This is a genomic window from Pseudomonas mandelii, assembly GCF_024138395.1.
GTDB classification, from domain to species: domain Bacteria; phylum Pseudomonadota; class Gammaproteobacteria; order Pseudomonadales; family Pseudomonadaceae; genus Aquipseudomonas; species Aquipseudomonas mandelii_E.
This window is the reverse complement of the sequence record NZ_JAMYDU010000016.1, coordinates 70738-95973: the sequence shown is the minus strand read 5'-3', so window position 1 is coordinate 95973 and position 25236 is coordinate 70738. Positions and strand designations below refer to the sequence as shown.

The 25236-nt window shown below is 60.2% G+C and carries 23 protein-coding genes and 1 pseudogene; 13 read left to right on the top strand and 11 right to left on the bottom strand.

Features of this window, described 5'->3' with window-relative positions; translation table 11 throughout:
* Positions 1–112: 112 nt before the first annotated feature.
* Both NHU87_RS28705 and NHU87_RS28700 read left to right on the top strand, forming a co-directional pair.
* A pseudogene (locus tag NHU87_RS28705) lies at positions 113–1201 on the top strand (cache domain-containing protein); the annotation flags it as partial.
* Between the two features lie 90 nt (positions 1202–1291).
* Positions 1292–2059 (top strand): methyl-accepting chemotaxis protein, encoded by a 768-nt coding sequence (locus tag NHU87_RS28700; RefSeq protein WP_370694472.1) that lies wholly within the window; start codon positions 1292–1294, stop codon positions 2057–2059.
* A 156-nt stretch (positions 2060–2215) separates the two neighbouring features.
* Here the strand turns inward: NHU87_RS28700 and NHU87_RS20820 are convergent, their stop codons facing one another.
* On the bottom strand, positions 2216–3493 hold the full coding sequence (locus tag NHU87_RS20820; protein WP_253552156.1) for an acetyl-CoA C-acetyltransferase: 1278 nt from the start codon (positions 3491–3493) through the stop codon (positions 2216–2218).
* Positions 3494–3758: 265 nt separating this feature from the next.
* Between NHU87_RS20820 and NHU87_RS20815 the strand changes: the two genes are divergently transcribed.
* Complete coding sequence (locus NHU87_RS20815) at positions 3759–5111, top strand: 3-oxoacyl-ACP reductase (protein ID WP_253552154.1); 1353 nt, start codon at positions 3759–3761, stop codon at positions 5109–5111.
* A gap of 2 nt (positions 5112–5113) precedes the next feature.
* A complete protein-coding gene (locus tag NHU87_RS20810; protein ID WP_253552152.1) occupies positions 5114–5968 on the top strand; it encodes a MaoC family dehydratase in 855 nt (284 codons plus the stop codon).
* Between the two features lie 166 nt (positions 5969–6134).
* On the opposite strand, the gene NHU87_RS20805 is transcribed toward NHU87_RS20810, so the two are convergent.
* Positions 6135–6545 carry a response regulator gene (locus NHU87_RS20805; RefSeq protein WP_253552150.1) on the bottom strand — a complete coding sequence of 137 codons (411 nt, stop codon included), beginning with the start codon at positions 6543–6545 and terminating at the stop codon, positions 6135–6137.
* A 69-nt stretch (positions 6546–6614) separates the two neighbouring features.
* Entirely contained in the window at positions 6615–6827 is a 213-nt protein-coding gene (locus NHU87_RS20800; RefSeq protein ID WP_253552148.1) for a Flp family type IVb pilin, read from the bottom strand.
* Positions 6828–7152: 325 nt separating this feature from the next.
* On the opposite strand from NHU87_RS20800, the gene cpaB reads away from it, so the two are divergent.
* From cpaB to NHU87_RS20775, 5 genes are all read left to right on the top strand, one after another.
* On the top strand, positions 7153–8082 hold the full coding sequence (gene cpaB / locus NHU87_RS20795; protein ID WP_253552146.1) for a Flp pilus assembly protein CpaB: 930 nt from the start codon (positions 7153–7155) through the stop codon (positions 8080–8082).
* 86 nt (positions 8083–8168) lie between these two features.
* The gene (locus NHU87_RS20790; protein WP_253552144.1) at positions 8169–9374 is read left to right on the top strand and encodes an AAA family ATPase; all 1206 of its coding nucleotides are present in this window, start codon (positions 8169–8171) and stop codon (positions 9372–9374) included.
* A complete protein-coding gene (locus tag NHU87_RS20785; RefSeq protein WP_253552142.1) occupies positions 9371–10651 on the top strand; it encodes a CpaF family protein in 1281 nt (426 codons plus the stop codon). The genes NHU87_RS20790 and NHU87_RS20785 overlap by 4 nt, the downstream gene beginning before the upstream one ends.
* Positions 10652–10662: 11 nt before the next feature.
* Positions 10663–11547 carry a type II secretion system F family protein gene (locus NHU87_RS20780; RefSeq protein ID WP_253552140.1) on the top strand — a complete coding sequence of 295 codons (885 nt, stop codon included), beginning with the start codon at positions 10663–10665 and terminating at the stop codon, positions 11545–11547.
* Entirely contained in the window at positions 11544–12434 is an 891-nt protein-coding gene (locus NHU87_RS20775) for a type II secretion system F family protein (protein WP_253552138.1), read from the top strand. The genes NHU87_RS20780 and NHU87_RS20775 overlap by 4 nt, the downstream gene beginning before the upstream one ends.
* A gap of 187 nt (positions 12435–12621) precedes the next feature.
* Here the strand turns inward: NHU87_RS20775 and NHU87_RS20770 are convergent, their stop codons facing one another.
* The 3 genes from NHU87_RS20770 to NHU87_RS20760 form a co-directional block, all read right to left on the bottom strand.
* The gene (locus tag NHU87_RS20770) at positions 12622–12996 is read right to left on the bottom strand and encodes a DUF6124 family protein (RefSeq protein ID WP_253552136.1); all 375 of its coding nucleotides are present in this window, start codon (positions 12994–12996) and stop codon (positions 12622–12624) included.
* Positions 12997–13921: 925 nt separating this feature from the next.
* Entirely contained in the window at positions 13922–14710 is a 789-nt protein-coding gene (locus NHU87_RS20765) for a response regulator (protein ID WP_253552134.1), read from the bottom strand.
* A 113-nt stretch (positions 14711–14823) separates the two neighbouring features.
* Positions 14824–15294, bottom strand: coding sequence for a prepilin peptidase (locus NHU87_RS20760; protein WP_253552133.1), 471 nt, complete (start codon positions 15292–15294; stop codon positions 14824–14826).
* Between the two features lie 75 nt (positions 15295–15369).
* Here NHU87_RS20760 and NHU87_RS20755 point away from each other — a divergent pair, with 75 nt between their 5' ends.
* Positions 15370–15810, top strand: coding sequence for a TadE/TadG family type IV pilus assembly protein (locus tag NHU87_RS20755; RefSeq protein ID WP_253552132.1), 441 nt, complete (start codon positions 15370–15372; stop codon positions 15808–15810).
* Positions 15807–18572 carry an ATP-binding protein gene (locus tag NHU87_RS20750; protein WP_253552131.1) on the top strand — a complete coding sequence of 922 codons (2766 nt, stop codon included), beginning with the start codon at positions 15807–15809 and terminating at the stop codon, positions 18570–18572. The genes NHU87_RS20755 and NHU87_RS20750 overlap by 4 nt, the downstream gene beginning before the upstream one ends.
* Here NHU87_RS20750 and NHU87_RS20745 read toward each other — a convergent pair.
* From NHU87_RS20745 to NHU87_RS20725, 5 genes are all read right to left on the bottom strand, one after another.
* Positions 18542–20533, bottom strand: coding sequence for a pilus assembly protein TadG-related protein (locus tag NHU87_RS20745; RefSeq protein ID WP_253552130.1), 1992 nt, complete (start codon positions 20531–20533; stop codon positions 18542–18544). The genes NHU87_RS20750 and NHU87_RS20745 overlap by 31 nt on opposite strands.
* A 267-nt stretch (positions 20534–20800) precedes the next feature.
* Positions 20801–21361: a DUF4136 domain-containing protein gene (locus NHU87_RS20740; RefSeq protein ID WP_253552129.1), complete on the bottom strand. Its 561-nt coding sequence runs from the start codon at positions 21359–21361 to the stop codon at positions 20801–20803.
* Between the two features lie 53 nt (positions 21362–21414).
* Positions 21415–22041 (bottom strand): DUF4136 domain-containing protein, encoded by a 627-nt coding sequence (locus NHU87_RS20735; RefSeq protein ID WP_253552128.1) that lies wholly within the window; start codon positions 22039–22041, stop codon positions 21415–21417.
* Positions 22042–22053: 12 nt separating this feature from the next.
* Positions 22054–22803, bottom strand: coding sequence for a methyltransferase domain-containing protein (locus NHU87_RS20730; RefSeq protein ID WP_253552126.1), 750 nt, complete (start codon positions 22801–22803; stop codon positions 22054–22056).
* Positions 22803–23105, bottom strand: a complete 303-nt coding sequence (locus NHU87_RS20725; protein ID WP_253552124.1) for a MazG-like family protein — start codon at positions 23103–23105, stop codon at positions 22803–22805. The genes NHU87_RS20730 and NHU87_RS20725 overlap by 1 nt, the downstream gene beginning before the upstream one ends.
* A gap of 292 nt (positions 23106–23397) precedes the next feature.
* Between NHU87_RS20725 and NHU87_RS20720 the strand changes: the two genes are divergently transcribed.
* Positions 23398–23691, top strand: a complete 294-nt coding sequence (locus tag NHU87_RS20720) for a hypothetical protein (protein WP_008011267.1) — start codon at positions 23398–23400, stop codon at positions 23689–23691.
* A gap of 186 nt (positions 23692–23877) precedes the next feature.
* Entirely contained in the window at positions 23878–25218 is a 1341-nt protein-coding gene (locus tag NHU87_RS20715; RefSeq protein WP_253552122.1) for an MATE family efflux transporter, read from the top strand.
* The last annotated feature ends 18 nt before the right edge of the window (positions 25219–25236 follow it).

Here is a 25236-nt window from a genome sequence, read left to right as displayed (position 1 = left end):
ACAATGATAACGAGGGCGCACTCAAGGATGGGGTGTATCAAAAATTTTCGGCTGCCAATAATCCGCGAGTCATCTGCACTGCGTGGGCCTACAAGAAAAAACTGGAGCGCGGATGAACATCAAACAGAAGTTGACCTGGGCGTTTGCAATCATCGCCTGCTTGCCCGTGGTGCTGGTCGCCACCCTCGTGGTACTGAACTTGCGCAGCGATGCCAAGGACAATTTTGTCGACGGCAGCGGCCGGGAGATTCGTCAGGTCAGCAATGCCATGCAGCTGTTCTTTGACGGCATCAGCCAGAACGTCGATTACCTGGCCACCCAACCGCTGATCAAGAACTCCGACGACAGCCTCAAGACCTACATGAGCGCCAACGCCGAGAGCATTCCCCAAGGCGAGTCGGACAAAAAGATCTTCGCCCTCCTCCAGGACCTGGGCAACAGCCACCCGGCCTATGCCTATGCCATTCTTGGCACCGCCGCGGGCGGTTACGTGTCTTGGCCAGACGATGCCAAACTGAACAATTACGACCCGCGCCAACGCCCTTGGTATAAAGCCGCGCAGGCCAAACCCGGTAAGCCATTTCGCACCGAAGCCTATTACTGGGCTCAGGATGACGCGACTTACGTCAGCACCGTGCGCACCATCGATAACAAACTGGGCAGCAATGGCGGCGTGGTCAGCATCGACGTGACGCTCAAGCAGCTCACCGAAATCGTCAAACAGATCAAACTCGGCGAAACCGGCTACCTGATGCTGGTGGAAAATACCGGCAAAGTGCTGGTCGATCCGAAGCAACCGGAACACAACTTCAAAGCCCTGACCAGTCTCGGCGACGGTTACGCGCAATTGGCCAAGGCCAGCAAAGGGCTGGTGGAAGTCGAGCTCAATGGCGAGCGCTACATGGCCAACGTCTGGCCGTCGGAACAACTGGGCTGGACCTTTATCGGCCTGATCAAGCAGACCGACGTGATGAGTTCGGCCACCCAACTGACCTGGCTGATCGCGATCATCGCGGCGGTACTGGCGGTGTTCTTTGCCATCGTCGGCGCCAGTTTCGCCAGCCTGATCGTGCGACCGATCCGCAGCGTGGCCAGCGGTCTGGAGGGCATCGCCCAAGGTGAAGGCGACCTGACCAACAACCTGCAAATCCGTGGCAGCGACGAAACGGCTCAATTGGCCAATTGGTTCAACCAGTTTCTGGCGGCGATTCGCAACCTGATTCAGAGCATCGGCGGCGCCGCGACCAAGATCCTCGCCACCTCCCAGAGCTCGACGCAAGTGTCCAGCGACATGGCCGAAGCTGCCGGGCGCCAGCGTGAAGCGGTGGACATGGTGTCCACGGCGTTCCACGAAATGGTCGCCACTGCCAACGAAGTCGCGCGCTCCTGCAGCCAAGCCGCCGAGTCGGCTGACAGCGGCCAGCGCCAGGCGCGCGAAGGTCAGCAGCAGATCGATGCCGCAGTAAGCAGTGTTGATCGCTTGAGCCAGGAAATCGAACAGTCGGCGCAATCGATGCAACAGCTTGAGCGCGATAGCAACGACATTCAGTCGATCCTCGGGACCATTCGTTCGATCGCCGAACAGACCAATCTGCTGGCACTGAACGCCGCCATCGAAGCGGCTCGGGCGGGTGAACAGGGTCGTGGTTTTGCGGTAGTGGCTGATGAAGTCCGAGCCCTGGCCAAACGGACTGCCGACTCCACGGCGGAAATCGACGGGCTGCTGGGCAACCTGGCCAAACGCACCAGCCAGGTGACGCAGCAAATGCATGCGAGCCTGGAGGTGTCTCAGCAATCGGTGACCCGTATCGGCGAAGCGCGCAGCAGCTTCGGGCAGATTCGTGAGTCGGTGGATGTGATTCGCGACATGAACACTCAGATCGCCACGGCGGCGGAGGAACAGCATCAAGTGGCGGAAGACATCAATCGCCACATCAGCCAGATTCATGGTGATGCGCAATTGGTGGCGGAACTGGCGAACTCGGCGCGGCTGGATTCTCAGAGCCTGGCGGGGTTGTCGAATGAGCTGGATGGGTTGGTTCGGCGGTTCAGAACCTGAAGTTGGGTTTGATCGTTCCCACGCTCCGCGTGGGAATGCAGCACGGGACGCTCCGCGTCCCTGCCGAAGCGGACGCGGAGCGTCCAATGAGGCATTCCCACGCAGAGCGTGGGAACGATCAGTGCTTGAAGAGTTCACCGGGTGTAAACCCGATAATCAGCGCTCGATAATTGCCGTCACGCCCTGCCCCCCGGCGGCGCAGATCGAGATCAACCCTCGGCCCTTGCCCGCCGCGTTCAGCAGCTTCGCCAGGTTGGCGACGATACGCGCACCGGTGGCGGCAAATGGATGCCCGGCGGCCAGTGAACTGCCCTTGACGTTGAGCCGATTGCGGTCGATGGAGCCCAGCGGCGCGTCGAGGCCGAGGCGGGTTTTGCAGAACTCCGGATCTTCCCAGGCCTTGAGTGTGCAGAGCACTTGCGCGGCGAATGCTTCGTGGATTTCGTAGTAATCGAAGTCCTGCAAGGTCAGGCCATTGCGCGCCAGTAAACGCGGCACGGCATAAGCCGGTGCCATCAGCAGCCCTTCGGCACCGTTGACGAAATCCACCGCTGCCGCCTCGCCGTCCCGCCAATAGGCGAGGATCGGCAAGCCGCGCTCTTTCGCCCACTCCTCACTCCCCAGCAGCACCACCGACGCGCCATCGGTGAGTGGTGTGGAGTTGCCCGCGGTCAGGGTGCCCTTGGCGCTTTTCTCAAAGGCCGGTTTCAGCGAGGCGAGTTTTTCCAGGGTCAGATCCGGGCGCAGGTTGTTGTCCCGGGTCAGGCCGAGGAACGGCGTCATCAAATCGTTGTGCCAGCCTTCGGCGTAGGACGCGGCCAGTTTCTGATGGCTTTCCTGGGTCAGCTGATCCTGCTCGTCACGCGGGATGCTCCAGGTCTGGGCCATCATTTCACAGTGTTCGCCCATAGACCGACCGGTGCGCGGCTCGCCGATGCTTGGAAAGTCGGGCATCAAGTGGCGGGGACGCAGTTGCAGGAAGGTTTTCAGTTTATCGGCGGTGCTTCGGGCGCGGTTGGCTTGCAAGAGGATCTTGCGCAGGCTTTCGTTGACTCCGATCGGCACATCCGAGGCTGTATCGACGCCACCGGCAATGCCACATTCGATCTGACCCAGGGCGATTTTGTTCGCCACCAACAACGTCGCCTCCAGCCCCGTGCCGCAGGCTTGCTGGATGTCGTAGGCCGGCGTCATCGGCGACAACCGCGAGCCCAGCACGCATTCGCGGGTCAGGCCGTAATCGCGCAAATACTTGAGCAACGCACCGGCCGCCACTTCGCCCATGCGCACACCGTGCAGGTTATAGCGCTCGATCAGGCCTTCCAGCGCTGCGGTGAACATCGACTGGTTACTGGCAGTGGCGTACGGCCCGTTGGACCGCGCAAAGGGGATACGGTTACCACCGATAATCGCGACGCGGCGCAGCTGAGTCATGAAAAAGCTCTCCTTCCTGATATTCAATTGTGAACACATATCCTGTGGGAGCGGGCTTGCCCGCGAAGGAGCCGGCCCATTCAACATCTCTGCTGACTGACACACCGCTATCGCGGGCAAGCCCGCTCCCACAGGTTCTGCGCTCCCTGAAAGTCCCATTACAAACTAACCTGCAATGATCAAGCGTAGGCCGTATCTCGTGGATCGAACGACTAATTGCAATTCCTGGTCCACACTTTTAACCCCAGCTGCTGGAGCGTGATCCATGTCTGACCGCTATATCGACTTCGCCAATTCGTCCATCGGCCATCGTGTGGTCGGTGCCTTGGGTCTGCCGACGCCGGTACGACTGGAACGCTGGCAAGCAGGCCGATTGCGGCCAATCGAGGGGGCGCTGTTGATTGGCGGTGGCCCGCTGACGGAAAAAGTCAGCGCTCTCGCCAACCGCCTGACCGACACGATTTACAGCTACGGCGCCGACCCGACCCTGGCCACCGCGTGGATTCCCGGCCATGGTCAGAAACTCAAAGCCGTGGTGTACGACGCCAGTGATCTGGTGCAGGTCGATCAGCTCAAACAGCTGCGCGAGTTCTTCCAGCCGCTGATGAAAAACCTCGATCACCATGCGCACCTGGTGATTCTTGGTCGGGCGCCGGAAACCTTGAGCGACCCGTTCGCCGCCAGCACCCAACGCGCCCTGGAAGGTTTCAGCCGTTCGCTGGCCAAGGAACTGCGCAGCGGCGGCACTTTGCAGCTGATCTATGTCGGCGAAGGTGCCGAAGATCAACTGGAAGGCCCATTGCGGTTTTTCCTCTCGCCCAAAAGCGCGTTCATTTCCGGACAAGTCATTCGCTTGAAGGCGTGTGAGGCGCAGGTGATGGACTGGAGTCGCCCGTTGTCAGGGCGCAAGGCATTGGTGACGGGCGCGGCGCGCGGCATCGGCGCCTCGATCGCTGAAACCCTCGCTCGCGACGGCGCCGAGGTGATCCTGCTCGACGTGCCACCGGCCAAGAACGATCTCGAGGCCTTGGCCGCACGCCTCGGCGGACGCGGCATCACGCTGGACATCTGCGCCGAAGACGCCGCCGCACAACTGATCGAACATTTGCCCGATGGCATCGACATCGTGGTCCACAACGCAGGTATCACCCGGGACAAAACCCTCGCCAACATGACCCCGGAATTCTGGGACGCGGTGCTGGCAGTCAACCTCAACGCACCGCAAGTGCTGACCAAGGCTTTGCTCGACAGCGGCACCTTGCGTGACAACGGCCGAGTAATTTTGCTGGCATCCATCAGCGGCATCGCCGGCAATCGCGGGCAAACCAATTACGCCGCGAGCAAGGCCGGATTGATCGGCCTGGCCCAAGCCTGGGCACCGCTGTTGAGTGAGCGCGGTATCAGCATCAATGCGGTGGCGCCAGGGTTCATCGAAACCCAAATGACCGCGCACTTGCCTTTCGGTCTGCGCGAAGCCGGCCGGCGCATGAGTTCGCTGGGTCAGGGCGGCCTGCCACAAGACGTCGCCGAAGCCGTGGCCTGGCTGGCACAACCGGGCACCGGAGCGTTTACCGGGCAAGCGTTGCGCATCTGCGGACAAAGCGTTTTGGGAGCCTGACCATGACCACCGACTGGCACACACTCAATAGCGAACCGGGCCTGCAAACGCTGTATGTGAAGGCGGCAACGCGACGCAAAATCACCGGCACCACACTGCCTGACCTTGGTTATCACTGCTGGGTCAATGTCGATCCGAAACGCCTGGAGGCTTATCGCAAGGTCTGTGGCTTCGCCGACAACGGGCTGCTACCACCGACATATCCACACATCCTGGCGTTTGCCTTGCAGATGCAGTTGCTCACTGCCAAAGCGTTTCCGTTCCCGCTGCTGGGGCTGATTCACTTGAGCAATCGCATCCGCATCTTGCGCCCCATGGGCGGCGTGCACCGGGTGCGGGTCAGTGTGAAAGTGCAGAACCTGAAACCTCATGCCAAGGGGGCGACATTCGATTTGGTGACGACACTCGACGATCAGTTGGGGCCTCTGTGGGAGGCGGAAAGCCAGATGCTCTGTCGCGGCGTCAAACTGGAAGGCGAGCCGGTCGAGGAAGCTTTTGCATCGACGCCGTCGCTGACCGAAGTCGCCCGCTGGAAAGCGCCGGCGGACATTGGTCGCCGATACGCCAAGGTGTCCGGGGACTACAACCCGATCCACCTGAGTGCAATCAGCGCGAAACTCTTCGGTTTCCCTAGCGCCATCGCCCATGGGCTGTGGAACAAGGCCCGTACGCTGGCAGCCCTGACCGATCATTTGCCGACGGCAAACGTCGAGATTGCGGTGCAGTTCAGGAAACCGGTGCGCCTTCCCAGTGAAGTGACGCTGATGTCCAGCGCGGCGGGGTCCAGTGGGGATTTTCAGTTGATGGGCGCGGGGGAGATTGAGCATATGGTGGGGCAGTGGCGGCCGGTTGCCTGATTATCCGGTACATACGCGGCTCCACTGTAGGAGCGAGGCTTGCCCGCGAAAGCTGTCTAACATTCAACATTGATGTTGCCTGACACGCCGCCTTCGCGGGCAAGCCTCGCTCCTACAGTGGGGCGGCGTACACCTGGGAAAGGTTGGTCGGCTGTCTGGCTTTAGATCAGGAATTAACCACCCCCCGAGGCTGCGGAAACAAATTATTCAACGTCTCCAACAACCGCACGTGATAAATCGGCTTGCGAAACAAATCCAGCACCTGCAATCGCAGCATATCGCTCACATCATCCATATCCGCATGCCCCGACGTCACGATCACCGGCAAATGCTGACGAGCCGTATGCTCACGCAACCGCTTGATCAACGACATGCCACTCTCCTCCGGCATCCGCAAATCAGTAATCACCAACGCAATATCAGGATGACAAGTCAAATGATGAAGGGCGAGTTTGACCGACGTTGCCGTAAAACAAGTAAAGCCCTCGCCCTCCAGCAACTCCGCCAGTTCCAGCAACGCATCTTCCTCATCGTCGACCAGAAGAAGCTGTTGGCGTGGGAGCGCTGGAGCGTTCATGAGTAATCACCTGCAATGGACTAAGCATTGACGTTAGAACCACCCTGGCAGGTTAGCAAGCGGTCTGCATCAAGGAGTAGCAGGTACTAGCGAATCCTTGAGCACGGTAAAAATATCGGTTACCGCAGTCGAGATAGGTTCCATGAACACCACCAACGAAACCGCTGCCATACCCGCAATAATCGCGTATTCGATACCCGATGCACCTTCCGTATCTTTAGCTAGATATTTGAACAAAATGACTTCGGTTTTGATCTTCTGAATAACTCTAGTAAAGGACATGACGTGTCTCCTAAGGCAGCGAATGTTGCACGGCCGCAACATGATTCCCCTCTGCCAGCATCAGCATTGTCGGCAAACCCCGGACCAACAACTGTAAGAACGCATTAATACTTAAGTAATAACCGGTTCATCGACGTAATAAAGCAGCCCTTTTGGCTGCAGCCCGTTACTTTTGTCAGATATTTACTGACCTGTAATGGCTTTTTGCTCTACCTGCGCTACCGTCAAATAGCGAAATAGTTCCATGTTCATAGCTGCCTGATTGCGAAGTCATCTCATTTATAAACTCTTGGGGGCATTACGCAGCAGGAAAGGGAGAGCCGTCATGAACAGTCGCGTCACCATGGGCCTGGCCGGGCTGTTTCTGGTAGGCGCCATCATTGCCGGTTATTGGGGGCTGGCGCTGAGTCGCCAACCGGCACCCGAATCCGTCGCGCAACCCGGCACGTCATCGGCCCCGATATTGGCGCCGGCGGACGACCCGACTCGCCAGCCCGTGGTTGTGCTGCTGCGTGACATCGCGCCGTTCGAGCCAATCACCGCCGCCGACGTGACCGTGGAAAAACTCCGGACGGCACCGGCCGGCAGCCTGTCCCGTCTCGATCAGGTCGTTGGCCGTATGCCTTGGCGCATGCTGACTGCCGGCAGTTGGCTCAATGATGAAAGTTTCGAAACCGGCGGTGCACTGGCGCGAATGATCCGCCCCGATGAGCGCGCCTTGGCCGTGGCGGCAGACGACGTGGTCAATGTCGGCGGTCAACTGAGCCCCGGCGACTATGTCGATGTCCTGCTGTTTCTGCGCATGGACACCAACAACCTCCAGCAATCGGCCCAGGTAGTGGTCCCGGCGCTACGGGTGCTCGGTGTCGGCGACCAGTTGGGGCTGATGAACGATGGCCAGCCTGCCAACCCGGCGCGCAGCACCGAAGAAAGACTCAAACAGGAACAGCAGCGCGCCAGCGCCCGCACCGTTTTGCTGGCCGTCCCCGAACCCCTCTTGAGTCGCCTGATGCTCGCCGCTCAGGTCGGGGTTCTGCGCCTGGCCGTGCGCAGCGCCGAGGAAAAACGCCTGAACCAATACTGGGCCGGCAACCGCGAATCAAAGGCGAGCCTGGCCAGTGCCAATCGCGAACTGGTGCAGTTCAGTCAACTGGCCCTGGCCGGCACACCCAAACCCGCCACCGGCGGCGCAGCACCGCGCAAGACGAGCGTGGAAGTCATCCGCGGCAATGAAGTCACCCAACAAACGCCCTGAATCGAGCGAGGACGCTTTTCCATGCGCAGACGTTTCACGCAGTACTTGCTCGACAACGGCTTCGATAAATGCAGCGGGTTATTGCAATGAGCCAACCCCAGAACCTGAGTCAGACGTTCCTCGCGATCACGCGCAACAGCACCGACTTCGAGTGGCTGCAAGGTGCGCTTGCCCCTTTGGGCCGAGTGATCAGCGCCGGCGGCGGCAACCTCGATGAACTCTTGACCCTGGTAGACGTGACCTGCGCCAGCCTGGTGTTCGTGGGTCTGGACCGTGAACATGTGGTAGCCCAGAGCGCGTTGATCGAGGGTGCCCTGGAAGCCAAACCGATGCTGGCGATCGTTGCCTTGGGCGACGGCATGGATAACCAACTCGTGCTCAATGCCATGCGTGCCGGCGCGCGGGATTTCGTCTCTTACGGCTCGCGTTCCAGTGAAGTGGCCGGCCTGGTGCGACGCCTGAGCAAACGCCTGCCGACCGTGTCGCCGAACACGCAACAGAGTCAACAGGGTGGCCTGACCGTGCTTTACGGAGCGCAGAGCAATGCCGACGGAGCGTTGCTCGCCAACCACTTGGCGAACGTGGTGCAAAAGAGCGGCCAGCAGACACTGTTGCTGGATCTGGGCCTGCCGCGTGGCGACAGCCTTGCGTTGCTGGGGCTGGAGAGCTCATTTCATTTTGGCGATGCGTTGCGACATCTGAGGCGCCTCGACGCGACCCTGATCGACAGTGCCTTCACCACCTGTGATGCCGGGCTGCGGATTCTCGCCTACGCCAGCAACGACGAACCGCTGGAACAGACCAGTGCCGCCGAGCTGTACATGCTGCTCAGTGCCTTGCGTCAACATTTCCAGCACATCGTGGTGAACCTCACCGGCCAGTCGGACAGCGAAGCCTTGCGCACCTTCGTCAGCCATTGCGACAAGTTGCTGTGGTACACCGATCAGAATGTGCTCGACTGTCGACGCAACCTTGAGGTGCTCAGCCGCTGGCGCGAAAAAGGCCTCAAGCTCGATCACGCCAGGTTGCTGGTGGACCGCTATCTGCGCAGCGTCGCGCCAGACTCCGACACCTTGGGCAAAAGCTTCGGCATGGAGGTTATCGCGGTCTTTGCCTACAGCCCGGAAGTGCGGCTCAACGCCAAGAATCAGGGAGTGAGCCTGTTCGAATTGGCCCCGCGTGAAAACCTGACCCAAAGCCTGCGCGCCCTCGGCGAACGACTGGCCAAACGCTCCGAAGACCCGGACAAACCCAAGACCGGCTGGTTCGACCGATTGAGGGGCGCGCCATGAGCGGGGAAAAACTCTTCGGCGCGCCCTCCCACGGGCCAGCCGGTAATACCGACCACGAAGGCCTGAAACTGGTGCTGCACCGCTACATCATCGACGCCATCGAAGAGTCCGGGAAAAACCTGCTGGAAGGTTCGCGGCAAATGCTGTCGCAGTTCGTCATCGACAAAGTCGGCGAGTACATCGCCCGTCTGCACTTGGCGATTTCCCGTTATGAGATGGAGCGACTGGCTGAGGAGATCGTCGACGAGCTCACCGGCTTCGGCCCGCTGGAGGTGCTGCTACGCGACTCGGCGGTGACCGAGATCCTGGTCAACGGCCCGCACCGGGTGTTCGTCGAGCGCGAGGGCGTTCTGCACCTGAGTGACCTGCGCTTCATCGACGACCATCATGTCGAGCGGGTGATGCAACGAATTCTCGCGCCTCTGGGCCGACGGCTCGACGAGTCTTCACCGATGGTCGATGCGCGCCTGCCCGACGGCAGCCGGGTCAACGCGATCATCCCGCCCATTGCCCTCGATGGCCCGTGCCTGTCGATTCGAAAATTCCGCAAGGACATGCTCAAAAGCTCCGACCTGATGGCGATGCAGACTATCGATCAGGCGATCTTCGAATTTATTCAGGAGGCTGTGGGCAAGCGCTGCAACATCCTTGTCAGCGGCGGTACCGGCACCGGCAAGACCACGCTGCTGAACATTCTCAGCCAGTTGATCGCCCCTCACGAACGTCTGGTCACCATCGAAGACGTCGCCGAATTGCAACTCGGTCATCCTCACGTGGTGCGCCTGGAAACCCGACCGCCGAATGCCGAAGGCCACGGCGAAGTGAAGGCCAGCGATCTGATTCGCAACGCGCTGCGGATGCGCCCGGACCGGATCATCCTCGGCGAGATTCGCGGCGTCGAAGTGGTCGACGTGCTCACCGCGATGAACACCGGGCACGACGGTTCCATGAGTACCGTGCACGCCAACAATGCCCAGGATGCGCTGTTGCGCCTGGAGACGCTGGTAGGCCTGACCGGGCGCTCCATCGCCGAACGCACCCTGCGGCAAATGATCTGCGCGGCGCTGGACGTGGTGATCCAACTGACGCGCCTGCCCGATGGCCGCCGCTGCGTCAGCGAAGTGGTGGAAGTCGTCGGTATTCGTGATGACGTGTATGTGACCAATACGCTGTTTCGCTTCGACCGACGCACCGGCTTCGGTTTCCTGCGCGAGGCGGTCAACCCCGCCGGCGATAAACTGCGTCGCGAATCGGCGCTCTCTCCCTTATCGCACTGAAGGATCACAGCATGCTCAAACCGGCGCTGCTCATCCTGATTTGCCTGACGTTGCTGGGCTTGTCGATCCGTTTGTTCTACAACGGTCTGCGCCAGACCGGCATCGATCGAACCCTCGGTCGCTTGATGCAGGGGCAACCGCAACTGGCGGTGGCGAAATCATCCTGGGCTGGCCTGGAACGAGCCTTTCTGCGCGCCGGTCTCGGTCGTCCCACCGAACGCCTGGGGTTGTGGCTGTTGCTCTGGGCGTTGGGAATCTTGCTGGGGTTTGCCCTCGCGGGCTGGATCGGTTTGCTGGCGTTGTTGCTGATGCCGCCCCTGGCTTTGCGGCTGTACATCAGTTGGTGCTATCAGCGCCGACTCAAGCGCATGATCGAACAACTGCCGTCGTTGCTCGATCACACAGTGCGCAGTTTGAAGTCCGGACGCACCCTGGCCGATGCGGTACTGGTCGCCATCGACGCCGCCGAAGACCCACTGAAAAACGCCATGGGCCGGGTTCAGCGCAACGTGCACCTGGGCGTCAGCCTGCCTGACGCTGTCACGGACTTCGCCGAACTGTACGAGAAAGACGAGTTTCGCTTGTTCGCGCTGGGCCTGAAGGTCAATCACCGCTACGGCGGCAATGCCAGTGAGCTGTTTGAGAACCTGATCAAAATGATCCGCGAACGAGACCAGGCTGCGCGCCAATTGCGCGCCATGACGGGCGAAACCCGCATCACGGCGATAGTGCTGGCCCTGATGCCCGTGGGGCTCGCCGCCTACTTCTTGCTGTCCAATCCGAAATACCTGCTCGCCATGTGGAACAGCAGCTCGGGGCAAATGATGCTCGCGACCGCGTTCGGCCTGCAGGTCGTGGGTTGCCTGGCGCTGTGGCGCATGTTGCGTAGCGTATGAAAATAGCCCTGCTGATCAGCGCACTGATGTTTCTGGCGGCCACGTTGTTGCTGCTCAGTGGCCTGCTGGACCAACATCGACGTGCTCGCCAGGTGGCTCAACGACTCGACGGCAAACCACTGAGCGACCATCGCGTCCGTCACTGGTTGCAAGTGCTGGGCGACAGCCGCATCGGTCAGCGCTCGGTCAAGCTGGACAACGAAACCCAAATGCTGCTCAACCGCCTCGGCTGGCGCAGCGCCCGGCAACGCTCGCTGTTCGCCGCCTGCCAGATCGGCATACCGGTGCTTGCGTTGGTCCTGAGTCTGTTGATCCAGAGCGTGTTCTTCCCGCAGGTGAATAACCTTTGGATCACCCCGGCCTTCGCCACTGCCCTCGGTTACTTGCTGCCCAAACGCTTGCTGGCCGCTGCCGCACACCGTCGGCAAAGACAACTGGCGATCGAGATTTCGACCTTCATCCCACTGCTGCGCATTCTGTTCGAATCCGGCATGGCGGTGGAGCAGTCGCTGCGAGTGCTAAGCATCGAAGGCAAACAATTACTGCCAGCCCTGACTCACGAGCTGCGCCTGATACTGACCCGGGTCGATTCCGGTCTGGAACTGGGTGAAGAACTGAACAAGGCCACCCAGTTACTGGCGGTGGACGAGTTCACTGACACCTGCGTGATTCTTCAGCAATTGATCCACCAGGGCGGCGGCGCCATGAAATCACTGCTGGGGCTCAAGCTACTGCTCGATGACCGGCGCCTGACACGCTTGCAGGAATACATCTCCAAGATGTCCGCGAAAATGTCCGTCGTGATGATGTTGTTTCTCTTCCCGGCATTGCTGATCGTACTGGCCGGCCCCAGCTTCAGCGCTTTGGGCCGGGCCTTTGGTCGTTGAAAGGCCAACGGCGATCCCGTAGGAGCGAGGCTTGCCCGCGAAAGCTATGTGTCAGTCGACCAATCTCTCACAGATGTACCCAGCTCAACTGTAGGAGCTGAGCTTGCTCGCGAAAGCGGTGTGTCAGATGACTTAAATGTTGAATCTTGGAAAGCCTTCGCGGGCAAGCCTCGCTCCTACAAGGGGATCAGCTGTGTGGCGCGGGTTTTGGTATGTCGACGTTATCCAGCATTCGATTCACCGCCAGCTCAGCCAGCATGATGACCTGCTGAATCGCCAGAATCGTATGCCGCTGCGGGGCGTCGACATACGCGGCAATGTCGCTGGTCATGACACTAGCAGAAGCCAGCGATTCGCAGACATGGGCCAGCAGGCTTTCGTTGTCCATGTCCGGCGCAACCATAAACATCCTGCTTGGCTTGCGGCGTTCGGTTTTGTTTGGGGTGGGATTGAGGTAGTGGTCGAGCGCGCGGTTAGCGGCGTCGTGGAATTTTTTTGAATCAGCAGATTCGTAAGGGGAAACGTTGTCGGTTTCTGGGGGATTCGGGGTTGCTTTGAACATGATTACACCTCTGGGATGAAATGGAGCCACTTCCAAATTGCCGCGATGCAATTTGGGGTGGCAGCTGTACGCGGGTTCGCGGACCGATCCCCGAGGCAGCTCGGCATACCCGAAGGTATCCCGCGCACAGTCGCCATGACACGAAACGACAGACACCCAAAAGTGTTGTTGTTTGGTGGAGCGATTATGCCTCAAGAATCGAGCCGCGACGCCCGATCGCTGAAATGTCAGCGACGGACAAAGGCTAGAGACGCAGCGTCCGACGGGCAACCTGAAAAACATGTGGGAAGGTTCTGATGTTTTTACCGATCGTTAAACATCATTGTCTGTAAGGCCGCCATCGCGAGCAGGCTCGCTCTCACAGTGGGTTGGCGTATGTCTGAGGGAGATTGGTCGGTTGTGAGGCCGCCTTCGCGGGCAAGCCTCGCTCCTACAAGTGGGGCGGCGTATGTCTGGGGGAGATTGGTCGGTTGTGAGGCCGCCTTCGCGGGCAAGCCTCGCTCCTACAAAGTGGAGCGGCGTACACTCGCTCCTCACCACTCAACAGGCCGAGCGTTAGCTCGCCTGCCGCTTTTGATTTTGATCTGCCCGCCCCTTCGGGAGGCTGAGCGGAGGTGTTCATCTGGGGATTGGCGCGCAGCGCCGTTCGACGCAGTCGAACTCATCGCATGTAGGTTGAAGCGAAGCCAACCGTAGGGCGATGCCCCCAGATGGATACCGGAGCGAAGGAACGCCGAGCCTTAGCGAGGGGCCGTACGCTTGGGGCGAGACCTTTTGGTTCCTTTTGGGGCGTTTGCCAAAAGGGACTCGCCGTAAGGGCGAAACCATAAGCGGCCGTTACCGCAGAAATGGATATGTACTCAGTCAACCAAAATACAGGTCGGCTGTAAGGCCGCCTTCGCGAGCAAGCCCTCAGCGTATTCGACTAGTGCGCAGTAAGCCGCCGCGCAGCGGCACTACCAGGCGACAACGCCAACGCCACCTGCGTGCGATTATGCATATGCGTCAACCGCAACACCTGCGACACATAAAGCTTCACCGTGTTCTCGGTAATCCCCAACTCACAAGCGATCTGATAATTGGTCTGCCCCTTGCCCACCAACCGCGCCACCTCCAACTGCCGCGGCGACAGCTGATTGAAAACCGCCGGCATTTCCACCCGCTGCGCCTCACTGAATGCACCCTCAGCCGAATCAGACAAAGGCACCGAGGACGGCCCCCGACGAACCTTGTCCAGGTCCTGATACAGCTCGTCGATCGACTCACAAAGGTACTGCAGCTTCTGACTCAAATGCCCCAACTGCAGGTTTTTCTGCCGCTCCTGCAAGACCGCTTCCTGACGCTGCAAACCTTCAAGTAACTCAGCCAGATCAATCGGCTTTTGATAGTAATCAGCGAACCCGGCACGCAAGGCCTTGATCACATCCTGCTTGTCTGCGCGGCCGGTGAGCATGATCGCCTCGAACGCCCGGTGCTTGCCGGACAACCGTTGCAGCGCCTGGACGAGTTGAATGCCATCCATGTCAGGCATCTGCAAATCACAGAGCACCAGACCGATATCTTCATATTCATTGAAACGCTCGATCGACTGCTTGCCGGACTGACAAGGAACACAGCGATAACCATTGCGCTCGATGAACTCGCACAGTTCTTCGACAATCAATGGTTCGTCATCGACCACAAGGACTTTTATTGCCGATATCAGCTTGTTCACGTGTCACTCCAGGCTTGACCGTTCCTGTACCCACTTCCAAAGGCTGTACAACAACTGTTTTGAAAGTAGACGCACTTTCCAACTATGTACATAGAACGAATATTGCCCGGCGACTAATGCATCCAGACCAGTGTGAGCAACATGCCCACCAGTACGAATGGCGCAAAGGGCTGCTTTTTTGACGCTCCTGGTTCCAGGTAACGAAGACGATCCCTAAGCCCCTGTCCCATATACAGCCAGAGTCTTGGCGCCAACAGCAGCCAGAACGCGCTGGCCAATCCGGCGCCGATGAAGCCGCCGAGCAGGTGCATACCGTCCGTCGCAAGGCCCAGCGTCGCCATCAGTTTCACGTCGCCCGCCCCCAGACGTTTCAATGCATAACCGGGCAAGGTGAAGGCCAGAGCCAACAACAAAGCCCAGCCGCCCTGCACCGCTTCGGCCCCCAACCATGTGGTGCCCGTCCACAACAGATATATCAGCGCCAACACACCTGCACCAAGGGTCAGACCATTGGCGATGTGCCGCTCCCGGACATCCTGTGCTGCGCAAAGCGTCAGCCAGATAAGTAGGACCAAGTTCTGCATCCGGTAAAAAACATCCGTTTTGGCTGAATGATTCTATGCTGATACTACGTCGTGATGGTCAGGGTAGACGCACTCATGAAAACAGGCCTCCCCCGCAAACAAAAAGGTGCCGTGGCAATTGAGTTCGCCTTGGTGTTCATCATCTTCTTCGCCGTGTTTTATGGGGTGGTCAGTTACAGCCTCCCGCTGTTGCTGATGCAATCGTTCAATCAATCGACGGCCGAAGCAGTGCGCCGCAGTGTGGCGCTGGACCCGAGCACCGCCAATTACGCCACCGCTGTGCAAACCGTGGCTACCACCGAACTGACCCGGCAGTTGGCCTGGATTCCCGCCGCGTTGAACTTCAATGTGGCCACCGACGCCAGTGCCACTTACACCGGTGGCGTGCTCACGGTCACCATCAACTACCCCACCAGTAAACTGAATCAGGTCCTGCCGTTTCTGGTGCTGCCGGGGATCGGTTCGGTGCCCAATCTGCCGGCGACCCTTACCGCTCGATCGAGCCTGCAATTTTGAGTTCCGGAGACAAGCTCTTCGGGCGCCTGCTCAATCGCCAACCGCCACAGCCCTCGAACAGTGCGGACACGCCGAGCGTGCAACGTGTCGGTTTGCAGTTGCATCTGAATGACGAGGGCCGAGTAATGCAACTGAGCGGCCCGCTGCGGCATCTGCTGGCGCAACAAATACCCGGCGCGCAGGCACCGCACCTGCTCGATTACCTCATGCCCCATAGCGGCCTGTCGGTCGAAGGCACGCCTGCCGAGTGGCAGGGACAGAGTCTGGACCTGGATTTTTTCAGCCTCGGCGAACAACCGCTGCATCTGCGTGGCTGGGTGCAGCCATTGGGCGAAAACTGGCTGTTGCAGTTGATCGACATCGGCGACCTGCTGCTCGAACGTCGACAAGCGCGCAGCCGCGAACAATGCCAGTTACTCGCGGCGCAGATCAGCGAACAGTTGCGTCTGTGCAGCCTGACACGCTTGCCCGAAGTGCTGGCGGAGCAACTGCAAGGTCTGGCCCAGCGCTTTCAGATCCCGTGCATCGCCATGGCCTTGCTCGACGAACAGGCAGAGGGTTGGCTGATCCACCAGCATTACGCGGCCTTCGATGCCCCCGGATTGTGGGAAATCGATCAACGCCTGGGCACCGGCCTCGACAGTTTGAATGGCTCCGCCCCTCAGCAACTGATCCCCAGCGAACACCCGCGCCTGCAAAGCATCTTCGGCAATGCAGAAGGGTTCGCGGTGCCTTACCACAATGCCCTGGGCGTGGTCGCCTGGTTGCTCTGTGGTTTCTACCCGGTGCAACAGCGTGCTCCCGACCTGAGCGAGCGCGACTGGTTGCAACTCACCGCAGCCTTGGCCGGCCCGTTGCTTGAGCGCTTGCGCGAGCATCAGCACCATCTGCAACTGGAGCGGCTGGAGTCTCTGCAAGCCTTGCTTGGCACTGGCTGGTGGGAGGTCTTCAGCGACACCCTCGAGGTGCAATTGGCGCCGTCGCTCGCCAATACGTTGAACCTTGCGAGTACTCGTTTGCCGCTGCACGACTGGCTCGAACAGATCCACCCCGCCGACCGTGAAGAGCTGACGATTCGCCTGCAAACCTTGCAGGACGAAGGCGCGCCGTTGCTGCTGTGCGTGCGCCTGCATCGCCCCGACGCGGCGCAAACGCCGATCTGGTATCGACTGCAAGGCCAGGCCTTGGGCATCGGCAAAAACCGGCGGCTGGTGGGTTTCATGCTCGACATCAGCGACATCAAAAATCAGGAGCAGAGCGCCGCTGCCGCCCATGCCCGGCTGGACAATCTGATCGCCAGTTCACCGGCGGTGATCTACGTGCAGCGCTATGTCGAAGGTGCGCTGCAACCGACATTTTTCAGCGACAGCCTGTTGCCGCTACTCGGTTGGTCGCTAGCCGATTGTGCCGCTGGCACGCTGGTGGAACGGGTCCATCACGAAGACCGCGATCGCTACTTCGAGCGCACCCGACAACTGCTGCGCGAAGGCTCAGTGCGCGCCCGTTATCGGCTGCGCGACAGTCGCGGCGATTACCACTGGCTGCTCGACGAAGCCAAACTGCTGCGCGACGACCTCGGGCTGCCGGTGGAAGCTGTGGGGCTGTGGCTGGATGTCACCGAAGCGACTCTGGCCGCCGAGAAAGTGAAACAGAGTGAAGAGCGCTATCGGATCCTGGTGGAAGATTCCCCGGCGATGATTTGCCGCTACCTTCCAGACCTGACACTGACCTTCGGCAACCGCCCGCTGGCGACCTACCTGGAATGCCAGCCCGAGCAATTGCCGGGGGTGAACCTGGGCAGTTGGATGTCGCCGGAACAGCGCGAAGCATTCCTCCAGCGCCTCAGTCGACTGACCCCGGAGTTCCCAGTCAGCACCGCGGAAATCAACCTGCAACTGCCGGGACGGGAACACGCGTGGTGGGTCTGGTCGGATCGCGGGGTGTTCGACGAGCAGGGTCGCTTGCTGGAGATTCAAGCCGTGGGCCGTGACAACACCGAAGTCCGGCGCGCCCAGCAACAGCTCACCCAAAGCGCGAAAATGGCCACCCTCGGCGAAATGGCCACCGGGCTGGCGCATGAAATCAATCAGCCGCTGAACGTGATGCGCATGGCCATCGTCAATGTGCTCAAGCGCCTGAGCAATGGCGATGCGCAAATCGATTACCTGACAGACAAGCTCAACCGCATCGACGCGCAAGTCCAGCGCGCGGCGCGGGTGGTGGATCACATGCGGGTGTTCGGTCGGCGTTCGGAGATTGAGCAGCACCCGTTCAATCCGGCTCAAGCCATCGAGGGCACGCTGTCGCTTCTCTCCGAAGGCATGCGCGGCAAAGGCGTCGAGCTGCGGGTCAGCGAGACCGGATTTGAAGTGCAGGTGCGCGGTTACGTCGATCAGCTGGAACAGGTGCTGATCAATCTGATGGTCAATGCGCGGGATGCATTGTTGAGCAAACGCGAAGCCGACCGGGAGTTCAAACCATGGATTTCGGTGTATGCCGAACGTGATGAACATTCGGTGCGACTGTGGGTCGAGGACAACGGCGGCGGTATCGATCCACGGCTACTGGAGCGGATTTTCGAACCGTTCTTCACCACCAAACCGGTGGGCGTTGGCACCGGACTCGGGTTGTCGGTGAGTTACGGCATCGTCGAAAACATGGGCGGTAAGTTGAGTGTAAGAAACTCGACCGAGGGCGCGCGGTTTTGTATCGAGTTGCCGATTGCCACGGATCAGATCACCAGCGTCGCGCGCCCCGAGTGACAGCTGAGGTTGGCGCCGACGTCGACCTTGTTCAAATCGATCCCCAGGCTTAACAGTAAGGTGTTGATCAAGCTGTCGAGCAATGGGCTGAGCACGCTGTTGATCGCACTGATCAGCAAGTTGGTCACGCTGCTCAGAATCGCCCCCAGACCGCCAACGAGACTGCCCGACGGGCCATACATGTCCACGTGAATGTTAAGCGGGGTGTTGAGCAAACTGCTGACGATACTGCTGGTGGTGAACGAGTAGTAGAACGGTGGCTGGTTGATTTCCGGCAGGCTGGTGGCGGGTGGTGCGGAGTAGACGTGGGGAATGTTGGTGTTCGCCGCCACGCTGGTCATGCTGCTGTCGGCAACGATACTGATGCCTCCACCGACGCCGGGCACACGCGGATCGCAGGTGATGGGCAAAAACAGAAGCCTGCGACAGGTTTTGATCCCGATATCGATCACCTTCAACGGCTGCACCGTGACCGCCGGTGGTGTGGTGTTGCTGCCGAACATACTGGCCGAATCGATCCGGCCGATTTTCAGGTTCACCAGCGATGTACTGGTGCTGGTGGTCAGGGTTTTATTGGTGTTGCTGACGCAGCTGTAGGCCGTGACGTAACTGCTGGCACTCGCGACCTCCAGCGCCACGTCGAGCCGTATTGGCCCCGGCAATAGCTTGATGTCGGGTGTCTGGCAGGGCGCGCCCAAGGCACAGGTCAATGAATTGAGCACCGCCACCAGATTGAGATTGAGCAACGCGTTGAGGGTGTTGGTCAGCGGTCCTGCCAGATCGGTTACCGCATTTACCAGCGCCACGATGGCGTCGAGGGCCGGCAAGTCGATCGATAGCAATGTGCGCACCTGCGCGGTTCTCACGTAAATCCGGTCAGGTCCCAAGGGGTTCAGTGCAGCCTTTTTCGGATTGCCGATCGCGGAGAGTTGCGGCGGCTCCAGGACCTGCACCCGAGCCGTGATTTGCGCCAGCCCCGCCAGATTGATCGGCAGCGTCGCCACCAGACCGTTTTGCTTATTGGCCAGTTGCACGATGCCTTCGATCAGGTTGAACACGCTCACACTGGTCGCCAACGCCGACATATTGCTGCCATTCTCCACGTGCAACAAATTGCCCAGCACCACGGTCGTTGAGCCCGCGGCAACCTTGAGTGCTTGCAGACCGACGATGGTCGCCGTCGCACCGAGAGTGCCATTGGGGTCCAGCACATTGACGGCAGTCTGGATCAACTGGCTGACGGCCACCGAAGTCCCCAATACCTGGTTATATCCGGCGGCGTTGACACCGAGGTCGACCTTCAGTCGATCGAGGTAACTCAGCAGGCTGATGTTGGTGTTCAGCAAACCGTTCCAGCCTGCCACGGAGAGGTTCAGGTTGCCGCCCAGCAAACCACCGAACAGCCCATTAAGGATGGCCGACTTGCTGGTATCGATACTCAGCGCCGTCGTGCGGATAGTCAGCGATGCCAGCGGTGGCGGCAACGCTGCGACGGCGGTCGCGGTCAGGTTGAGGGGCGCGCCGGCCGGAGCACCGCCGAACAGGGCACCCATACCACCGGCGAAACTTTGCAGGATCGAATGGCTGACACTCACCCGAATGGCTTCGCTACTGCTCGGATTAGCCGTAAAAACCCGAAGATTATTGGCGTCCAGGCTCAAGGTGCCACAGGTTACCGCCAAGCTGCGCGTGGGGTCAGGAAGCGTGAAATAGTTGCGGTTTGCGCTGGCGGTGGCATAAGCGGTAGCGGTGGCACCCGTGGCGCAATCACCGTTGCGCGTGGCGGCCTCCAGCGCGGCCATATCCGCGACCCGTTGCAAGCTGCGTTTTTCCAGGTACAGGCGGCCGCTGTCGATCACGACCAGCAAGAACACCAAGGCCATGCCCAGCGCCAGTACCGCCATCAAACCGATCGCTCCCCGTTGCCGGGCCGGGCTACGAAACTGCAAGCGGGGAGACATGGCACACTCCTTTGCCGGCGCACTGCCGAGGGCTACCTCCAACGATGTGAAGCAGTGTAGACAAGGGTCCGCCAGATTGCTGGCAACATGCCATTTCACCAACTTATAGTGGGCTTGTGTGATGACGAAGATCTGTAGGAGCGAGGTTTGCCCGCGAAGAAGACACCGCGGTTTTTCAGGCATTACGCGTTATCGTTCTTCGCGGGCAAGTCGGATCGCCGCATCGCTCGCTCCTACAGGGGGCTGTGGTGCTGGATAGTTCAGCGTTTAGCGCGGTGGATAGTTAGCCAATATCCGCCCGACCGTCTCGTGGATTTTATTGCTGCGATCCTGCGGGTTCGGTGCGCGGCTGAGCGTCTGTTCGTCGCTGCCGCGCCATACCAGTTTGCCATCCTTGCCATCGAGCAGGTCGACCTGAATGGTCGCCACCTTGTAGCTGATGTTGCGGGTTTCGTACATCGGCCCGCCCCAGTAGCCGTAGCCGTGCCATGGACCACCCCAGCCGCCGCCATAGTTAGTGGTCACCTGTTGTTGACGATCTTCGACCACCAGATAGGCCTGCACCTTCAGGTCCGAGCGGGCACCGGCAGCGGCCGGACGCAAGCCACGCTGATCCAGCTGATCGGCAACGGACTGGCGAATGCGTTGTTCAGTCAGGTCACTCTTGATCCGTGGATCATCGGGACGGTATTGCACGGCGGGCTCTTTCCAGCTCCAGCTACGATAGGCGGCAAAGTCGCGGCTGGCGTCGAAATCATGATTGATCTGGTTGGCGGCGCAGGCAGTGAGCAGCGCGGCCATGGCCAGTAAAACGAGACGGCGGGACATGATTTTTCTCCGATAGAAGACATGCGCCTGCGGGACGCTTCCGGTAAAGGAAGCTAACTAGGAGGATACGCCGACATGGCCTTTTCGACAGCTTCGCGTATGGCATCGGCACGCTCGCTCTGGCGGCCCTGACTGCTGGTTTCGGCACTGGCACTCCATACCGGCTGGCCGGTGCTGGCGTCGAACAGATCGACGCGCACCACCACGACTTGTACCTGATAAGTACGGATGACCGGCACCGTGTTGTACATGCCGTAACCGCTGCCGTAGCGGTTGTAACCGCCATAACCACCGCCGTAGTAACCGCCACCATAACCGTAGTCGTCCTGCACCTGACGCAAACGGGTTTCCAGGCGCAAATCGGCACTGACCAACAGGTCCGCCGGGCGGTTGTCGTGCAACGGGCGCAAGCCGCGTTGATCGAGGGCATTGCTAACGGCTTCGGCCACCTGTGCCGAGTCGGCCCAGGCCGTGCCCGATGGCAGGCGCCCGTTGAGCCAGGCCCAGCTGCGATAACGCCCGTAATCCCGTGGCGGCGCCGGGTAGGCGCTACGGTCGAAGGTCGTGGCGGCTTGAGGCGGTGCCGGCGGCAGAGGATTGGACGTCGCGACATAAGGGTTGCTGCCCTGACAGGCCGCCAACCCGAGGCAGATCATCAGTAACCCTGAACGACTTTTCATTTCGCACTCCGCTCAGATCGGCCGGCAGATCCAGTGCAAATAGCGCCCAAGCCCGGCGAAGCTTGGGTGACGACGGTGGGCCAGTTCCATTTCCAGCAAGTCCGGCAGTTGGACGCGGGCCTGGAATTCCACCGGCATATAATCGTAAAAAACCCGCACCCCACTTTGAGTTTCGACCTGCCACATGCTCTCAAGTTGCGCCGCCAGTTCCCGTGGATCCAGCGGCTGCTGCGGGGTCAGGCTCTGCTTCTCGCCGGCCATATCGTTCTTGCGCATCTTGCGGAAATGGCCCTTGAGCAGGTTGCGGTAGATCAACGCATCGCGGTTGTAGAACGCCAGGGACAACCAGCCGTCCGGCTTCGTCAACTGATGCAGTACCGGCAAAATCGCATGGGGTTCGGCCAGCCATTCCAGCACGGCGTGGCACAGCACCAGATCGTAGGGTTCGGTGAGCTGACCGAGCAGATCCTGCCACGGCGCCTGAATGAAGGTCGCCGTCTGCCCGGCTTCGGCGAAACGCTGACGGGCGCCTTCAAGCATCGGTTCGGCAGGCTCGGCGAGGGTCACCTGATGACCGCGCTCGGCCAGCCATAACGACATGTGGCCCAGGCCGGCGCCGATGTCCAGTACGCGCAACGGGCGATCCGGCAGGGTTTCGGCCAGGTCGGCTTGCAGCACCGCGAGACGGATCGCACCTTTGGCGCCCCCGTAGATTTTTTCGGCGAAGCGCGTCGCCAGTTGATCGAAATGACGGTCGCTCATTAGCTGAACCGCCGTTCGCTGTCCACGAGTTTGCTGCGCACCACTTCATTCATGTCCAACCCCAACTCGCTGCATAGCAGCAGTAGATACAGCACGATGTCGCCGATTTCCTGCCCGGCATGGGCGAGCTTGTCTGCCGGCAACTGGCGTGACTGATCTTCGGTCAGCCACTGGAAAATCTCCACCAGCTCGGACATTTCCACGCTCGCGGCCATGGCCAGGTTTTTCGGGCTGTGAAATTGCCGCCAGTCATTGCGGTCGCGAATGGCGTGCAGGCGTTCGGTCAGTTCAACAAGGTTCATCGGGCTCTCCTGAAGGCGTATAGCTTCAAGGGGATGACGGGCGAAGGCAAGGTCTACGTAGCAGCTGCCGAAGGCTGCGTTCGGCTGCGCAGCAGTCGCAAAACCGGGCACCAGGATCTTTCAGTTTTAACGAGGATGCAGGACTGACGACTGCTTCGCAGCCGAACGCAGCCTTCGGCAGCTGCTACAAAGATGTTTGCGCCATACTTGAACAGTTGGGAACTCAACAGCACGAACAATAGCCCAACGCTCGGATCCGGCAACCACGCCACTACTCCATCAGGACGTATACATGCAGGTAGAAAGCTTTTTCGAATGGCTCGGCCAGATAATCGGTTCGGCCATCCGGTTCATCATCGATGCCCTCAGTGGTCTGTTCAATCTGTTGAGCAACGCTGGCAGTAATTTTGTCGAAGGGTTGGCCCAGGCGCTGGGCATGGACACTTCGATCGTCAGCATCATCACACTGATCATCGGGCTGATGCTGCTGTGGGCGGCGATCCGCGCCTTCATGAACGCGTCGATCATCATGGGGATTATCTGGTTGTTGCTGGGGTTGTGGTTGCTGAGCTGGATTGTTCATTAATCCCACAAATCCCTGTGGGAGCGAGCTTGCTCGCGATGACGCCAGCATATCCAACATGCAAGTTGACTGTCAGTCCGCTATCGCGAGCAAGCTCGCTCCCACATGGATCTTTGATGTTTTGTAGATTGCGTTCACTTAGCTGAACACAATCAACCGCTACAATGCAGGCGCCCCCAAGGAGCCTGCATGTCCAACCTGATTGCCGACTGGCGCGACCGTCCGACCCATCGTCGAGTCTGGGCGCTCGCCGCCCCGATGATTCTCTCGAACATTTCCGTACCGCTGGTGGCGCTGGTCGACAGTACCGTCGTTGGCCACCTGCCCCATGCTCATCAGCTCGGTGCTGTCGCGGTAGGCGCCAGCCTGTATACCTTTCTCGCGTGGGCCATGGGCTTTCTGCGTATGGGCTCCACCGGGTTCGCCGCCCAGGCTGCCGGGCGCGGGGATGGCGCAGCGTTGCGGCAGATTTTGCTCCAGGGTCTGTTGTTGGCCATGGGCCTGGCCATTTTGTTGGGCGCCGTGGGCGTGCCGTTGAGCGGGCTCGCGTTGCACTTCATGCAACCGTCGGCGGAGCTGGATCAGCTCACCCGCGAGTTCTTCCATACGCGGCTGTTCGGCTTGCCGGCGGCGCTGGCCAGCTACGCGCTGGTGGGCTGGTTCCTCGGTACCCAGAACGCTCGGGCTCCGCTGGCGATTCTGCTGAGCACCAACCTGGTCAATATCGCGCTGAACCTGTGGTTCGTGCTCGGCCTGGATTGGGGCGTGGTCGGCGCGGCCCGGGCCTCGGTGATCGCCGAGTGGACCGGCGCACTGATCGGCCTGTTCATGACCCGCAAAGCCCTGCGCGCCTACCCCGGCCATATCGCCTGGGCCGCGCTGGCGTTGTGGCAGAGTTGGCGCCCATTGCTGGCGGTCAATCGCGACATCTTCATCCGCAGTCTGGCGTTGCAGTCGGTGTTTTTCCTGATCACCGTGCAGGGTGCTCGACTGGGCGATGCCACGGTCGCCGCCAACGCCTTGCTGCTCAACGGCCTGCTGCTGACCGCGCATGCCCTGGACGGTTTGGCTCATGCCGTAGAAGCCCTTTGCGGACACGCCATCGGTGCTCGCGACCGAGAGGCCCTGCGCCGCTCATTGGTGGTGGCGTGCGGTTGGTCATTGCTGGCGAGTCTGGGGTTTGCCTTGTTGTTTCTGTTCGCCGGGCATCTGTTCATCGAGATGCAGACCGACATCCAGAGCGTGCGCGACACTGCTTTCCTTTATCTGCCTTACCTCGCGGTGCTGCCGCTGATTGCCGTCTGGAGTTACCTGCTCGACGGCCTCTTCATCGGCGCCACCCGCGCCCGGGAAATGCGCAACGGCATGCTGCTGACGGTGATCCTGCTGCTGCCCTTCGCCTGGGCGCTGCAAGGCTTGGGCAACCATGGATTGTGGATAACCTTCCTGTTGTTCATGTTGCTGCGCAGCCTGACCCTCGGCGCGTTCGCCTGGTACTTGCGCAAGCACGACAGCTGGTTAAAAGGATGACGAGGGGCCGGCCTTTCG